This window comes from Burkholderia sp. AU45274 (assembly GCF_030482505.1).
Taxonomy (GTDB): domain Bacteria; phylum Pseudomonadota; class Gammaproteobacteria; order Burkholderiales; family Burkholderiaceae; genus Burkholderia.
In genome coordinates, this window is record NZ_JAUJQE010000011.1 from 70,922 (window position 1) to 86,856 (window position 15,935).

The window sequence follows — 15,935 nt, forward strand, 5'->3', positions numbered from 1 at the left end:
CTTCCCGGTGCTTCGCCTGACTTCGTACGGAAGGGAACATGATTCTCGGCGACACGATTCTGGAAACACGCGGACTGACCAAGGAATTCAGGGGTTTCACGGCCGTCAACGGCGTGAACCTGCGTGTGCGTCGCGGTGCGATCCATGCGCTGATCGGACCGAACGGCGCGGGCAAGACCACCTGCTTCAACCTCCTCACCAAATTCCTGACGCCGACGGCCGGCCAGATCGTCTTCAACGGCATCGACATCACCGACGAGCGGCCCGCGCAGGTCGCGCGGCGCGGCATCATCCGCTCGTTCCAGATCTCGGCCGTCTTTCCGCACCTGACCGCGCTGCAGAACGTGCGCATCGGCCTGCAGCGCGCGCTCGGCACCGAATTCCATTTCTGGCGCAGCGAACGCACGCTGAAGCGGCTCGACGACCGCGCGATGGACCTGCTCACGCAGGTCGGCCTCACCGATTTCGCGCAGGTGCCGACCGTCGAGCTCGCGTACGGCCGCAAGCGCGCGCTGGAGATCGCGACCACGCTCGCGATGGAGCCCGAACTGATGCTGCTCGACGAGCCCACGCAGGGGATGGGCCACGAGGACGTCGATCGCGTGACCGCGCTGATCAAGAAGGTCGCGAGCGGCCGCACGATCCTGATGGTCGAGCACAACATGAACGTGATCGCGGGCATCTCCGACACGATCACCGTCCTGCAACGCGGCGAGGTGCTGGCCGAAGGCTCGTATGCGGAAGTGTCGAAGAATCCGCTCGTCATCGAGGCCTACATGGGCAGCGCCGACGCGGCGCTCGCGGGGGCGCACGCATGAAGCACAGCGAACGGGAGGAACGCGAATTGAGCGGCGTCGAAAGCGGTACGCCCGCGCTGGAGATCACGGGCCTGGAGGCCTGGTACGGGGAATCCCACATATTGCACGGTGTCGACCTGACGGTGCATCGCGGTGAAGTCGTCACGCTGCTCGGCCGCAACGGCGCGGGCCGCACGACGACGCTGCGCGCGATCATGGGCCTCACGGGCCGCCGCAGCGGGTCGATCAAGGTCGCGGGCAACGAGACGATCGGCCTCGCGACGCACCGCATCGCGCATTACGGCATCGGCTACTGCCCGGAGGAGCGCGGGATCTTCTCGAGCCTGTCGTGCGAGGAGAACCTGCTGCTGCCGCCGCTGATCGGGCCGCGCGAGCACGCGATGCCGATCGACGAGATCTACGCGATGTTCCCGAACCTCGCGTCGCGCCGGCAGAGCCAGGGCACGCGTCTGTCCGGCGGCGAGCAGCAGATGCTCGCGGTCGCGCGGATCCTGCGCACCGGCGCGAACCTGCTGCTGCTCGACGAGATCTCCGAAGGCCTCGCACCGGTGATCGTGCAGGCGCTCGCGCGGATGATCGTCGCGCTGAAGGCGCGCGGCTACACGATCGTGATGGTCGAACAGAATTTCCGGTTCGCCGCGCCGCTCGCCGACCGGTTCTACGTGATGGAGCACGGCAGCATCGTCGAGCATTTCCAGGCGGCCGAACTGGAAAGCAAGATGCCGACCCTGCACGACCTGCTCGGGGTGTGACGCCGCCCCGTTTCCCTTGCCGCTAGCCGTGGCGGCCCTCGAACAACCACAACGCATCAGAACAACAGGAGACGTCAATGAAAATGAAGACCCTCGCACAGGCCTGTCTCGCACTCGCGACCGCCGCGCTCACCGCCGGCGCCGCACACGCGGCGGATACCGTGAAGATCGGCTTCATCACCGACATGTCGGGGCTTTACGCGGATATCGACGGGCAGGGCGGCCTCGAGGCGATCCGCATGGCAGTGGCCGACTTCGGCGGCAAGGTGCTCGGCAAGCCGATCGAGGTCGTCTATGCCGATCACCAGAACAAGGCCGACATCGCCGCGTCGAAGGCGCGCGAATGGATGGACCGCGGCGGGCTCGACCTGCTGGTCGGCGGCACGAACTCGGCCACCGCGCTGTCGATGAACCAGGTCGCGGCCGAGAAGAAGAAGGTCTACATCAACATCGGCGCGGGCGCCGACACGCTGACCAACGAGCAGTGCACGCCGTACACGGTCCACTACGCGTACGACACGATGGCGCTCGCGAAGGGCACCGGTTCGGCGGTGGTGAAGCAGGGCGGCAAGTCGTGGTTCTTCCTGACGGCCGACTATGCATTCGGCAAGGCGCTCGAGAAGAACACGTCGGACGTCGTGAAGGCGAACGGCGGCCAGGTGCTCGGCGCGGTGCGCCACCCGCTGTCGGCATCGGATTTCTCGTCGTTCCTGCTGCAGGCGCAATCGTCGAAGGCGCAGATCCTCGGCCTCGCGAACGCGGGCGGCGACACGATCAACTCGATCAAGGCCGCGAAGGAATTCGGCATCACGAAGACGATGAAGCTCGCCGCGCTGCTGATGTTCATCGACGACGTGCACAGCCTCGGCCTCGAGACGACGCAGGGCCTGGTGCTGACCGACAGCTGGTACTGGAACCGCGATGCGGCGTCGCGCCAGTGGGCGCAGCGCTACTTCGGCAAGATGAAGAAGATGCCGTCGAGCCTGCAGGCGGCCGATTACTCGTCGGTGACGACCTACCTGAAGGCAGTCCAGGCCGCCGGTACGACCGACTCCGACAAGGTGATGGCCGAGCTGAAGAAGATCAAGATCAACGACTTCTACGCAAAGGGCTATATCCGCACGGACGGCAGCATGATCCACGACATGTACCTGATGGAAGTGAAGAAGCCGGCGGAATCGAAGGAGCCGTGGGATTACTACAAGGTGCTCGCGACGATTCCGGGCGAGCAGGCGTTCGGGACCAAGCAGGAAACGCGCTGCGCGTTGTGGAAGTAGGCAGGACGTAGCGGCGCGCGCGGGCGCGCCGCTCGGTGGCGGCCGCAGCGATGTGCCCGCTGCGCCGCCCGCGCACGCGCTGCATGAAGGTTGCGCGCGCAACGAAACTCATTCTGACGGCTAAGTCGATGGAAATCTTTGGCATTCCGTTGCCGGCGATGCTGAGCCAGTTGCTGCTCGGGCTCGTCAACGGCTCGTTCTACGCGATCCTGAGCCTCGGGCTCGCGGTGATCTTCGGGCTGCTCAACGTGATCAACTTCGCGCACGGCGCGCTGTTCATGCTGGGCGCGATGCTCGCGTGGATGGGCCTGTCGTATTTCGGGCTGCCGTACTGGGCGATGCTCGTGATCGCGCCGCTGCTGGTCGGTGCGTTCGGGATCCTGATCGAACGCTCGATGCTGCGCTGGCTGTACAAGCTCGATCACCTGTACGGGCTGCTGCTCACGTTCGGGCTTACGCTGGTCGTCGAAGGCGTGTTCCGGTCGATCTACGGTTCGTCCGGCCAGCCGTACGACGTGCCGTCGCAGCTGTCCGGTGCCACCAACCTTGGCTTCATGTTCCTGCCGAACTACCGCGCGTGGGTGGTGGTCGCGTCGCTCGCGGTATGTCTCGCGACGTGGTTCGTGATCGAGAAGACGCGCCTGGGCGCGTACCTGCGGGCGGGCACCGAGAACCCGAAGCTCGTCGAGGCATTCGGCGTGAACGTGCCGATGATGATCACGCTCACCTACGGTTTCGGCGTCGCGCTCGCCGCGTTCGCGGGCGTGCTGGCCGCGCCGGTGATCCAGGTGTCGCCGCTGATGGGCCAGCCGATGATCATCACCGTGTTCGCGGTGGTCGTGATCGGCGGGATGGGCTCGATCCTCGGCTCGATCGTCACGGGCCTGCTGCTCGGCGTGATCGAGGGCTTCACGCGCGTGTTCTACCCCGAAGCGTCGGCCACGGTCGTGTTCGTGATCATGGCGATCGTGCTGCTGTTCCGCCCGGCGGGCCTCTTCGGCAAGGAAAAATGATGCAGAGAAAAGTGCTCTACGGCGTGCTGCTCGCCGCACTGCTCGCCGCGCCGTTCATCGGCGCGTATCCGGTGTTCGTGATGAAGGTGCTCACGTTCGCGCTGTTCGCGGCCGCGTTCAACCTGCTGATCGGCTATACGGGGCTGCTGTCGTTCGGCCATGCGATGTTCCTCGCGACCGCCGGCTATGCGACCGGTTATTCGATGCAGACGCTCGGTTTCACGCCGGAGCTCGGCGTGCTGGTCGGCACCGTTGCCGCGACGCTGCTCGGGCTCGTCGTCGGGCTGTTCGCGATCCGGCGGCAGGGGATCTACTTCGCGATGATCACGCTCGCGTTCGCGCAGATGGTCTACTTCATCTACCTGCAGGCGCCGTTCACGCACGGCGAGGACGGGCTGCAGGGCGTGCCGCGCGGCCGCCTGTTCGGGCTGCTCGACCTGTCGAACGACGTCGCGCTGTACTACGTCGTGCTGGCCGTGGTGGTCGCCGCGTGCGCGTTCATCGTGCGGGTCGTGCATTCGCCGTTCGGCCAGGTGCTCGTCGCGATCAAGGAGAACGAAGCGCGCGCGATCTCGCTCGGCTACGACACCGACCGCTTCAAGCTGCTCGCGTTCATCCTGTCGGCGGGCATCGCGGGGCTGGCCGGCTCGCTGAAGGTGCTCGTGCTCGGCTTCGAGACGCTGTCGGACGCCTACTGGACGATGTCGGGCCTCGTCGTGCTGATGACGCTCGTCGGCGGGATGGGCACGCTGTTCGGGCCGCTGCTGGGCGCGGCGCTGATCGTCGCGCTGGAAGACCGGCTCGGCGACATCGGCGAATGGCTCGCGTCGACGACGGGCGTCGCATGGTTCCATTCGCTCGGCGAATCGGCGACGATCGTCACCGGACTGATCTTCATCGCATGCGTGCTCGCGTTCCGGCGCGGCATCGTCGGTGAAATGGTCGCGCGGATCAAGCCGCTCAGGGCGTCCTGAATGCGTGCGGCGCGCGTCCCCGGGCGTTGATGCGAAGCACCATCCGGCATGCTCCGGAAGGGCGCAGGAGCGGGCTCGGGCCGGCGCCGTGCGGCAGACTAGTGCCCCATTTTCGTGCGGCGATGCACCATAGGGGTAAATGCTAAGTTGTCGTGGTGCTTAAGCCTCTTTAAGATTCACCCTAGTTCTGATGCACCGCGAAACGAATTTGCAGGTGGAGAACGAGGAGACAATCGAGGCACAAAGTGCCCGGACCCCAAAGCGCTGTTGGACGGAATCCAACAGCGCTTTTTCATTTGCGTGCACGGATTTGCGCTGTTGGTGCAGCGGCCTGCGCGGTGGCCGTATTCCGCGCTTGCGTTCGCACCGCGCTTCTTCCGCGCTTCGCCGCGTCCCCCGTTTTCCAGATTTCCGCTTTCCCACGATTCGTTCGCCAACGATGCGCAGCCGTGCGCCGGCCGTTCGGGCTAACCCGGTTGGCGTGCGCAAAACGCGTCCGTTACACTCAGCTTTCGCCGACCGCGCGGTCGGGAAAATCGGTCGGCAGTTCTCCTACAAGCAGAATGCAGAAGAGGGAGTACGGTTGGATGAGCAGCGCAGGACGATGGATCGGGGCAGGAAGGGCGGCGGGTGCCGTTCGTTCGTCGTGGGGTTGGGCTGCTGTCGCCGCGGCCTTCCCGAGCCGTTCTGCGGCCTGTAGGCGCGTTCCGGCGTCATCGCCGGTCGTTGCGTGCGCATCCGTGTCGATATTCGCATCCGCATTCGCATGAGCGGCCGGCTTCCCGATCGTGCGCCGCTCGCGAGCCTGGCCGCGTCAGGCCGGATCGACGTGCTTTTCCTTGATTGTTGCGCATACATCGATTGCGCACACGATTCCGCCTTTCTCCGCTTTCTTCATCCAGACGACACCGCCGCTGCGCATCGTGACGGTCGAACGACCGTTTCGACCGCCGGCCGGTGCGTCCGCGCGTGGTGCCGTCCGGGTGCCGTTGAAGATGGGGTGTTTCACGGGAAAACGAGCGTAGACGCGGTATGGCGAGATAGTTAATTTATTAACTTGTTTGGGGACCGGGAGCCGCCCGAGCGACCCGAGGCTTTTTCGAGCAGCGTTTGGAGACAACGTAAATGAAGATGAATCGATGGATGGAGGCCGCGCTCGCCGCGGGCCTCGTGTGCGCGGCGGCAACGGCGTCGGCGCAGGTGAAGATCGGCGTGACGCTGTCGGCCACCGGGCCGGCCGCGTCGCTCGGGATTCCGGAAAAGAACACGATCGCGCTGCTGCCGAAGGAAATCGCCGGCAAGAGCGTGCAGTACATCGTGCTCGACGACGCATCCGACACGAGCCGCGCGGTGCAGAACGTGCGCAAGCTGATCGATGAAGATCACGTCGACGCGATCATCGGCTCGTCGGTCACGCCGAACTCGCTGGCAATGCTCGACCCCGTGTCGCAGGGCAAGACGCCGACGATCTCGCTCGCGGCGAGCGCCCAGATCATTTCGCCGATGGACGCGAAACGCGCATGGATGTTCAAGGTGCCGCAGAACGACCAGCTGATGGCCGACGCGATCGCCGGCTACATGGCGAAGCACGGCGTGAAGACGGTCGGCTTCATCGGTTTCGCCGATGCGTACGGCGACAGCTGGTACAAGACGTTCGATGCGGCGGCCGCGAAGAACGGGCTGAAGGTGGTATCGAACGAGCGCTACAACCGCACCGACGCGTCGGTGATGGGGCAGGTGCTGAAGCTGATGGGCTCGAATCCGGATGCGGTGCTGATCGCCGGCTCGGGCACGCCGGCGGCGCTGCCGGCGAAGACGCTGAAGGCGCGCGGCTACAAGGGCAAGGTGTACCAGACACACGGCGTCGCGAACAACGACTTCCTGCGCGTGTGCGGCAAGGATTGCGAAGGCGAGATCCTGCCCGCCGGCCCGGTGCTCGTGACCGACCAGCTGCCCGATTCGAACCCGGTGAAGAAGCCGGCGCTCGGCTACAAGGCCGCGTACGAGAAGGCGTACGGCGCGGGCTCGCTCGCGACGTTCGGCGGCCATGCGTGGGATGCCGGGCTGCTGCTGCAGCGTGCGATTCCGGAAGCGCTGAAGAAGGGCCAGCCGGGCACCGAGGCGTTCCGCGAGGCGCTGCGCGCGTCGATCGAGAACGTGAAGGACCTGCCGGTGTCGCACGGCGTGATCAACATGACGGCGACCGACCACAACGGCTTCGACACGCGTGCGCGTGTGATGGTGCAGATCGTCGACGGCAAGTGGAAGCTGCAGGCCGAGTAAGCATCACGTGAAACCGGCGTGCGCGGCGCGAATGGCGCCGTGCATGCCGTCGGCAGGGCGCCGGGCCCGACGGGCCGCGACCATGCCCATGTCGTGTGGAACCGCAGGGGCTCGCTGCATGGCGCCTGACGTGTCGATCTTGCGGCTCGTGCGCCCCGGCCGTTCCTGTCTTTCGTTTCACCGCAGCATTCTCGATACACGAAACGTATGGATCTCTCGATTGCAGCGATCCTCGCGCAAGACGGCATCACGACCGGCGCCATATATGCATTGCTGTCGCTGGCGCTCGTACTGGTGTTTTCCGTCACGCGGGTGATCTTCATTCCCCAGGGCGAATTCGTCGCCTACGGTGCGCTGACGCTTGCCGCGTTGCAGGCGCAGAAATTCCCCGCCACCTGCTGGCTGCTGTTCGTGATGGGCATCGCGTGCTTCCTGCTCGAAGTCGGCGGCCTGATCCGGCATCGCGAACGGCGCCATCAGCTCGGCCGCACGCTCGCGACACTCGGCAGCCGCTACATCCTGCTGCCGCTCGCCGTGTTCGCGATCACACGCAGCTTCGCCGTGCAGCCGCTGCCGATGCTCGCGCAGATCGCACTGACGCTCGCGATCGTCGTGCCGATGGGGCCGTTCGTCTACCGGCTCGTCTACCAGCCGATCGCGGAAGGCACGACGCTGCTGCTGCTGATCGTGTCGGTCGCCGTCCACTTCGCGATGGTCGGCCTGGGGCTCGTGATGTTCGGCGCGGAAGGCTCGCGCACCAACGGCTTCTCGGATGCGTCGCTGTCGATCGGCAGCATGACCGTGTCGGTGCAGAGCATCCTGGTCGTCGTGACGGCGCTCGTGCTGATCGGCGCGCTCTACGTGTACTTCGGCCGCACGATCGCCGGCAAGGCGCTGCGCGCGACGTCGGTGAACCGGCTCGGCGCGCGGCTCGTCGGCATCGGCACGACCGAGGCCGGGCGGCTCGCGTTCACGTTCGCGGCGGGGCTCGGCGTGCTGTCCGGGATCCTCGTCGGCCCGCTGACGACGATCTACTACGACTCTGGCTTCCTGATCGGCCTGAAGGGTTTCGTCGGCGCGATCATCGGCGGGCTCGTCAGCTATCCGCTCGCGGCCGCCGGCTCGCTGCTCGTCGGCGTGCTCGAATCGTATTCGTCGTTCTGGGCGAGCGCGTACAAGGAGGTGATCGTGTTCACGCTGATCATTCCGGTGCTGCTGTGGCGGAGCTTCGCCACGCCGCACGCGGAAGAGGAAGAGGAGTGACACGATGAAGACGATGGTACGCAACAAGACCTTCTGGGTGTTTCTCGTGGTGCTGTTCGCGCTGCCGGTGCTGCCCGGCGCGCTGCAGGTGCCGGAATACTGGATCACGCTGCTGAACTACATCGGTCTCTACGCGATCGTCGCGATCGGGCTCGTGCTGCTCACGGGCGTCGGCGGGATGACGAGCTTCGGGCAGGCCGCGTTCGTCGGCATCGGCGCGTATGCGACCGCGCTCCTGACGACGCGCTACGGCGTGTCACCGTGGCTTGCACTGATCGTCGGTGTCGTGCTGACGGCGCTCGTCGCGCTCGTGCTTGGCGCGGTCACGATGCGGCTGTCCGGCCACTTCCTGCCGCTCGGCACGATCGCGTGGGGCCTCGCGCTGTTCTACCTGTTCGGCAATCTCGAACTGCTCGGCAAGTACGACGGGATCAACGGGATTCCGGCGCTGAACCTGTTCGGCATCACGCTCGACAGCGGCCGCAGCCTGTATTTCCTGATCTGGGCCGTCGTGCTGGCGGCGATCGTGTCGGTGCAGAACCTGCTGAACAGCCGCCCGGGTCGCGCGATCCGTGCGCTGCGCGGCGGCGGCGTGATGGCCGAGGCGATGGGCGTGAACACCGCGTGGATGCGCGTCGTGATCTTCGTCTATGCGGCCGTGCTCGCGGCCATCTCGGGCTTCCTGTACGCACACCTGCAGCGTGCGGTGAACCCGACACCGTTCGGGCTGAACCACGGGATCGAGTTCCTGTTCATGGCCGTGGTCGGCGGCGTGTCGCACGTGTGGGGCGCCGTGCTCGGCGCGGCGATCCTGACCGTGCTGCAGGATTACCTGCAGACGCTGTTGCCGAAGCTGCTCGGTTCGGAAGGCAACTTCGAGATCATCGTGTTCGGCGTGCTGATGGTGCTGCTGCTGCAGTACGCCCGCCAGGGCGTATGGCCGTTCGTCGCCAGGCTGTTCCCGCGCGGGCCGCGTGCGCATGTACCCGAGCACGCCGACCCGTTGCCGCAACGCGCGAAGCCCGCGGCCGGCGAGCCGCTGCTCGTCGTCGACAACGCGCGCAAGCAGTTCGGCGGCCTCGTGGCCGTCAACGACGTCAGCTTCGACGTGAAAGCGGGGCAGATCATCGGGCTGATCGGCCCGAACGGCGCCGGCAAGTCGACCACGTTCAACCTCGTGACGGGCGTGCTGAAGCCGACGGGCGGCACGATCACGTTCCGTGGCGAGCGCATCGACGGGCTCACGTCGCGCCAGATCGTCCGCCGCGGCATCGGCCGGACGTTCCAGCACGTGAAGCTGTTGCCGGCGATGACGGTGCTCGAGAACGTTGCGATCGGTGCGCACCTGCGCGGCCATACGGGCGTGTGGCGCAGCGTCGTGCGGCTCAATGCCCACGAGGAAGCGCAGTTGCTGGCCGAGGCTGCACAGCAGATCCGCCGCGTCGGGCTCGAAAAGCACATGTACGACGAAGCGGGCAGCCTCGCGCTGGGCCAGCAACGGATTCTCGAAATCGCGCGGGCGCTGTGCTGCGACCCGACGCTGCTGCTGCTCGACGAGCCGGCCGCCGGGCTGCGTTACCAGGAGAAGCAGCAACTCGCCGACCTGCTGCGGCGGCTGAAGGCGGAAGGCATGAGCGTGTTGCTCGTGGAACACGACATGGATTTCGTGATGAATCTCACCGACCGGCTGGTGGTGATGGAATTCGGCACGCGGATCGCGGAAGGGCTGCCGCAAGACGTGCAACAGGATCCGGCGGTGCTCGAAGCGTATCTGGGCGGGGTGGAGTGATGACGGACACGACGATGCCGATTCTCGACGTGCGCGGGCTGGCGGTCCGGTACGGGAAGGTGGAGGCGCTGCACGGCGCGGCGATCAAGGTTGGTGCGGGACAGATCGTCAGCGTGATTGGGCCGAACGGGGCCGGCAAATCGACGCTGCTGAACGCGATCATGGGCGCGCTGCCGGTGACCGGGCATGCGTCGGGCGCGGTCGTGTATCGCGGTCACGATGTCGGTGCATTGCCGGTCGAGCAGCGCGTCGCACGCGGGATGTGCCTCGTGCCGGAAAAGCGCGAGCTGTTCAGCACGATGACGGTTGAGGACAACCTCGTGCTGGGCGCGTATCGACGCAAGCTGGCGGGTGAAGCGAACTTCCTCGACCAGCTCGATCACGTGTTCGCGCTGTTTCCGCGTTTGAAGGAGCGGCGCAAGCAGGCGGCCGGCACGCTGTCCGGCGGCGAGCGGCAGATGCTCGCGGTTGGCCGCGCGCTGATGGGCAAGCCCGACCTGCTGATGCTCGATGAGCCGAGCCTCGGGCTGGCGCCGCTGATCGTGAAGGAGATCTTTCATATCATCAGCGCGTTGCGCGGGACGGGCGTGGCGACGCTGCTGATCGAGCAGAATGCGCGGGCTGCGCTGCAGATCTCCGACTACGGCTACGTGCTGGAGACGGGAGAGTTTGCGCTGGAAGGGCCGGCGGCGGAACTCGCGCAGAATCCACGTGTGATCGAAACCTACCTCGGGTTAGCGAAGAAAACGGCTTGATCGGAGGCGCGGTGGGTGGGGAACGGGCGGCGTGTTTCACGTGAAACACGCCGCTTTTGTTTTTGGGTGGAGGTCTGACTCCCATGCATCGGCGGTTAACAACCAGGGGATAAGTACCGGAGGAACAATCAAAAGCTCTGTGCAGTGGCGGTGGGGGAGGTATCTCAAGCGCAAATGGCGATCCGGTTTGTCGATCGGAGCTGGCTGCCACTCGTTCCACAGAATGATGATGTGCCGGGTCACAGGGGATAAGTGTCGAGCGTACCGACGGAAATTCTGTGAGGACGGGCGCACAGGGTGTTTCGCCTGGGTGTTGGGCGGGGCACAGGCCTCGAACGGGTTATATGTTCCACGTGAAATTTCTCGGCACATGGATCTCTGCACAGGCGCAACGATGTGCGGCGGCGGGCCGGATTATTCGCAGGCGTAGGCGCGGAACCACAGATTCATCGGTCCAACGCCGAAAAATCGTCGAAATGCACAGACCCTACCATTCGGACGGCATTCGGGGGAAAAGCGAACCCGCTATAATTCGCCCCATACATTTCTCTGATAGGTTCGTGCGCAGCCCTGCGTGCGGAATCCACCATGCTTTTTCCCACAGAATTTGACGTCATCGTCGTCGGTGGCGGTCATGCCGGCACCGAAGCCGCGCTGGCGTCCGCCCGCATGGGCGCAAAGACACTGCTGCTGACCCACAACATCGAAACGCTTGGGCAGATGAGCTGCAATCCGTCGATCGGCGGCATTGGCAAGGGCCATCTGGTCAAGGAAGTCGATGCGCTGGGCGGCGCAATGGCAGCCGCGACGGACGAGAGTGGTATCCAGTTCCGGATCCTCAATTCGTCGAAAGGGCCGGCCGTGCGCGCGACGCGTGCGCAGGCCGACCGTATCCTGTACAAGGCCGCGATCCGCCATCGGCTCGAGAACCAGCCGAACCTCTGGCTGTTCCAGCAGGCCGTCGACGACCTGATGGTCGAAGGCGACCGTGTGGTGGGTGCCGTCACACAGATCGGCATCCGCTTCCGCGCTCGCGCGGTCGTGCTGACCGCCGGGACGTTCCTTGACGGCAAGATCCACGTCGGCCTGAACAACTACACGGGCGGCCGCGCGGGCGATCCGGCGGCCGTGTCGCTGTCGTCGCGCCTGAAGGAGCTGAAGCTGCCGCAGGGCCGCCTGAAGACCGGTACGCCGCCGCGTATCGATGGCCGCTCGATCGATTTCTCGCAGCTGACCGAGCAGCCGGGCGATCTCGATCCGATCCCCGTCTTCTCGTTCCTGGGCCGCGCGGAGCAGCATCCGCAGCAACTGCCGTGCTGGGTCACGCACACGAACGAGCGCACGCACGACATCATTCGTGGCGGTCTCGACCGTTCGCCTATGTATACAGGCGTGATCGAGGGCGTCGGGCCGCGCTATTGCCCGTCGATCGAGGACAAGATTCACCGGTTCGCGTCGAAGGAATCGCACCAGATCTTCCTGGAGCCGGAAGGGCTGACGACCAACGAGTTCTACCCGAACGGGATCTCGACGAGCCTGCCGTTCGATGTCCAGCTCGAGCTCGTGCATTCGATGCGCGGCCTCGAGAACGCGCATATCCTGCGCCCCGGCTACGCGATCGAGTACGACTACTTCGATCCGCGCGCGCTGAAGGCATCGCTCGAGACGAAGGCGATCAACGGACTGTTCTTCGCGGGCCAGATCAACGGCACGACTGGCTATGAAGAAGCGGCCGCGCAGGGCCTGCTGGCCGGCCTCAATGCGGGCCGTTACGTGCAGGAGAAGGACGCATGGTGCCCGCGCCGTGACCAGGCCTACCTCGGCGTGCTGGTGGACGATCTCGTGACGCGCGGCGTGGCCGAGCCGTACCGGATGTTCACGAGCCGCGCCGAGTATCGCCTCAGCCTGCGTGAAGACAATGCCGACATGCGCCTGACCGAGATCGGCCGCGAACTGGGCCTCGTCGACGACGTGCGCTGGGACGCATTCAGCCGGAAGCGCGACGCTGTTTCACGTGAAACCGAACGCCTGAAGTCGACGTGGGTCACGCCGAAGACGTTGCCGGCGGAAGAGGCGACCGCGCTCCTCGGCAAGGCGATCGATCACGAATACAGCCTCGCCGAGCTGCTGCGCCGCCCGGGTATCAGCTACGACGGCGTGTGTGGACTGAAGGGCGGCGAGTGCGGCCCCGCAGAGCCGCTGGCCGACGATCCGGTGATGCTCGAGCAGATCAAGGAGCAGGTCGAGATCGGTATCAAGTATCAGGGCTATATCGAGCGCCAGGCCTCCGAGATCGAACGCAACGACGCGAACGAGAACACGCGCCTGCCGGACGGTATCGATTACCGCGAAGTCCGCGGCCTGTCGTTCGAGGTGAGCCAGAAGCTCAACGAGTTCCGGCCGGAGACGATCGGGCAGGCATCGCGCATCTCGGGTGTCACGCCGGCAGCGATCTCGCTGCTGATGGTGCACCTGAAGCGCCGCGGCCTCGGGCGCCGTAATGGCAGTGCCGCAGAGGCAACGGAGCAGGGGGGCGGCGCCGTCCCGACGCAACAATGACGGCGCGTCGCGCGCCGGCGGTTAATCGGGACGTACTGGAGCAGATGCTCGTCGAAGGCACGACGGCGCTCGACCTCACCCTGACGGATGCGCAACTCAACCAGCTGCTCGACTACGTCGCGCTGCTCGGCAAGTGGAACGCGGTCTACAACCTGACCGCGATCCGCGACCCGAAGCAGATGCTGATCCAGCACATCCTCGATTCGCTTTCCATCGTCCCGCATCTGCGCGGCCGTGCATCGGCCCGCGTGCTCGACGTCGGTTCGGGCGGCGGGTTGCCCGGTATCGTGCTGGCGATCGTCGAGCCGGATTGGCAGGTCACGCTGAACGATATCGTGCAGAAGAAGTCTGCCTTCCAGACTCAGATGCGCGCGGAGCTGAAGCTCGCGAACCTGTCGGTGGTCACCGGTCGGGTCGAATCGCTGCAGCCGGGTGTTGAAGTGCCGGAAAAATTCGACATGATCGTATCCCGCGCTTTCGCGGATCTGTCCGACTTCGTTAAACTTGCTCGACATCTGGTCGCGCCGGGCGGATCGATCTGGGCGATGAAGGGCGTCCATCCGGACGACGAGATTGCGCGATTGCCGGAAGGCAGCCGCGTGAAGCAGACGATACGGCTGGCGGTGCCGATGCTCGATGCCGAACGGCATCTGATCGAAGTGGCCGTCGACGAAGCGAATTGAAGGGCAGGCGCGCAGTAGCGCGCCGTTTGTTTGAAGGTAAAGGGAACACACCAACGATGGCAAAGATCTTCTGCGTTGCGAACCAGAAGGGGGGCGTCGGCAAGACGACGACATCGGTCAATCTCGCCGCAAGCCTTGCAGCGCAGGAGCAACGAGTCCTGCTGATCGATCTCGACCCGCAGGGTAACGCGACGATGGGCAGCGGGATCGACAAGGCTGCTTGCGAAGCGACCGTGTACGAGGTGCTGGTCGACGGCGTGTCGGTGACCGATGCGCGCATCCGTCCGGACGGCGTCACCTACGACGTGCTGCCCGCGAATCGCGAGCTGTCCGGTGCCGAGATCGAACTGATCAGCATCGACAACCGCGAGCGCCGGCTGAAGGCTGCGCTCGAGCGCGTGTCCGACGACTACGACTTCGTGCTGATCGACTGTCCGCCGACGCTGTCGCTGCTGACGCTGAACGGGCTGTGCGCGGCGCACGGCGTCGTGATTCCGATGCAGTGCGAGTACTTCGCACTGGAAGGGTTGTCGGACCTCGTCAACACGATCAAGCAGGTTCACGCGAACATGAACCGCGACCTGAAGATCATCGGCTTGCTGCGCGTGATGTTCGATCCGCGCATCACGCTGCAGCAGCAAGTCTCCGATCAACTGAAAGCGCACTTCGGCGACAAGGTGTTCGACGCGGTGATTCCGCGTAACGTGCGCCTGGCGGAAGCGCCGAGTTATGGGCTGCCGGGCGTCGTGTTCGACCGCAGCTCGCGTGGTGCGCAAGCGTATCTCCAGTTCGGTGCCGAAATGATCGACCGCGTTCGCGCGTTCGAGGTGTCGTGATCCGGACATGAGCGAAGCGAGGAAGAAAGACATGAACGCGGTACCAAAGAAGAAGGGCTTGGGACGTGGCCTCGAAGCGCTGCTCGGCGGCAGTGCCGATATCACCGAAGCGGTGAAGATCGAAGGGGCACCGAACACGCTCGCGCTCGGCAAGCTGCAGGCCGGCAAGTACCAGCCGCGTACGCGGATGGACGAAGGCAGCCTGCAGGAGCTCGCGGCAAGCATCCGCGCGCAGGGCGTGATGCAGCCGATCCTGGTACGGCCTATTTCATCAGACAAATACGAGATCATCGCGGGTGAGCGCCGTTTCCGTGCGGCGCGCCTGGCGGGCCTCGATGAAGTGCCGGTGCTCGTGAAGGACGTATCGGATCAGGCCGCCGCGGCGATGGCGCTGATCGAGAACATCCAGCGCGAGGATCTGAACCCGCTTGAAGAAGCGCACGGCATCCAGCGCCTGCTCGACGAGTTCGGTTTCACGCACGAACAGGCGGCCGAATCGGTCGGCCGTTCGCGCAGCGCGGTATCGAACCTGCTGCGCCTGCTGAACCTGGCTTCGCCGGTGCAGACGATGCTGCTGGCCGGTGATCTCGACATGGGGCACGCGCGCGCGCTGCTCGCCGTCGATGCGGCCACGCAGATCACGCTTGCCCATCAGGTCGTCAACAAGCGCATGTCGGTGCGCGAGACCGAAAAGCTCGTCACGCACACGACGAAGGAAGCGCCGGCGGTGAAGGCGCGCGCGAAGGACGATGGCGGTCGCGATACGCGCCGTCTCGAGGAGGAGTTGTCCGACCTGCTCGCGTCGACGGTGAAGATCAAGCTTGGCCGCCGCGGGCGAGGGCAGGTGACGATCGACTTCGGCAACCTCGACGCGCTCGAGGGCATTCTCGTGCGACTGCGCGGCAACGTCGCAACCGAAGAGTAAAGGGCGGC

At 65.3% G+C, this 15,935-nt stretch carries 13 protein-coding genes; all 13 read left to right on the forward strand.

The annotated features are described in order from the left end of the window. The first annotated feature begins 38 nt into the window (after window positions 1-38). The 13 genes from QZM35_RS30445 to QZM35_RS30505 all read left to right on the forward strand — a co-directional run bounded on the left by QZM35_RS30445 (window position 39) and on the right by QZM35_RS30505 (window position 15,927). Window positions 39-818 (forward strand): ABC transporter ATP-binding protein, encoded by a 780-nt coding sequence (locus QZM35_RS30445; protein WP_021160426.1) that lies wholly within the window; start codon window positions 39-41, stop codon window positions 816-818. Continuing rightward, entirely contained in the window at window positions 815-1,570 is a 756-nt protein-coding gene (locus tag QZM35_RS30450; RefSeq protein WP_089424138.1) for an ABC transporter ATP-binding protein, read from the forward strand. Before QZM35_RS30445 ends, QZM35_RS30450 begins: the two co-directional genes overlap by 4 nt. A 77-nt stretch (window positions 1,571-1,647) precedes the next feature. After that, entirely contained in the window at window positions 1,648-2,847 is a 1,200-nt protein-coding gene (locus QZM35_RS30455; protein ID WP_089424139.1) for an ABC transporter substrate-binding protein, read from the forward strand. A 128-nt stretch (window positions 2,848-2,975) separates the two neighbouring features. Continuing rightward, window positions 2,976-3,860: a branched-chain amino acid ABC transporter permease gene (locus tag QZM35_RS30460; RefSeq protein ID WP_089424140.1), complete on the forward strand. Its 885-nt coding sequence runs from the start codon at window positions 2,976-2,978 to the stop codon at window positions 3,858-3,860. Then, complete coding sequence (locus tag QZM35_RS30465; protein ID WP_175237700.1) at window positions 3,860-4,834, forward strand: branched-chain amino acid ABC transporter permease; 975 nt, start codon at window positions 3,860-3,862, stop codon at window positions 4,832-4,834. The genes QZM35_RS30460 and QZM35_RS30465 overlap by 1 nt, the downstream gene beginning before the upstream one ends. A 1,125-nt stretch (window positions 4,835-5,959) precedes the next feature. After that, the gene (locus tag QZM35_RS30470; RefSeq protein ID WP_301777396.1) at window positions 5,960-7,117 is read left to right on the forward strand and encodes an ABC transporter substrate-binding protein; all 1,158 of its coding nucleotides are present in this window, start codon (window positions 5,960-5,962) and stop codon (window positions 7,115-7,117) included. 207 nt (window positions 7,118-7,324) lie between these two features. After that, window positions 7,325-8,380, forward strand: a complete 1,056-nt coding sequence (locus QZM35_RS30475; RefSeq protein ID WP_089424144.1) for a branched-chain amino acid ABC transporter permease — start codon at window positions 7,325-7,327, stop codon at window positions 8,378-8,380. A gap of 4 nt (window positions 8,381-8,384) precedes the next feature. Continuing rightward, window positions 8,385-10,169 (forward strand): ATP-binding cassette domain-containing protein, encoded by a 1,785-nt coding sequence (locus tag QZM35_RS30480; RefSeq protein ID WP_089424145.1) that lies wholly within the window; start codon window positions 8,385-8,387, stop codon window positions 10,167-10,169. Further along, window positions 10,169-10,924, forward strand: coding sequence for an ABC transporter ATP-binding protein (locus QZM35_RS30485; protein WP_089430402.1), 756 nt, complete (start codon window positions 10,169-10,171; stop codon window positions 10,922-10,924). The genes QZM35_RS30480 and QZM35_RS30485 overlap by 1 nt, the downstream gene beginning before the upstream one ends. 588 nt (window positions 10,925-11,512) lie before the next feature. Next, window positions 11,513-13,483, forward strand: coding sequence for a tRNA uridine-5-carboxymethylaminomethyl(34) synthesis enzyme MnmG (mnmG, locus tag QZM35_RS30490; protein ID WP_089430403.1), 1,971 nt, complete (start codon window positions 11,513-11,515; stop codon window positions 13,481-13,483). After that, window positions 13,480-14,166: a 16S rRNA (guanine(527)-N(7))-methyltransferase RsmG gene (gene rsmG / locus QZM35_RS30495; protein ID WP_089424148.1), complete on the forward strand. Its 687-nt coding sequence runs from the start codon at window positions 13,480-13,482 to the stop codon at window positions 14,164-14,166. Before mnmG ends, rsmG begins: the two co-directional genes overlap by 4 nt. A 56-nt stretch (window positions 14,167-14,222) precedes the next feature. Then, window positions 14,223-15,002 (forward strand): ParA family protein, encoded by a 780-nt coding sequence (locus QZM35_RS30500; protein WP_089424149.1) that lies wholly within the window; start codon window positions 14,223-14,225, stop codon window positions 15,000-15,002. A 31-nt stretch (window positions 15,003-15,033) separates the two neighbouring features. After that, complete coding sequence (locus QZM35_RS30505) at window positions 15,034-15,927, forward strand: ParB/RepB/Spo0J family partition protein (protein WP_027788713.1); 894 nt, start codon at window positions 15,034-15,036, stop codon at window positions 15,925-15,927. The last annotated feature ends 8 nt before the right edge of the window (window positions 15,928-15,935 follow it).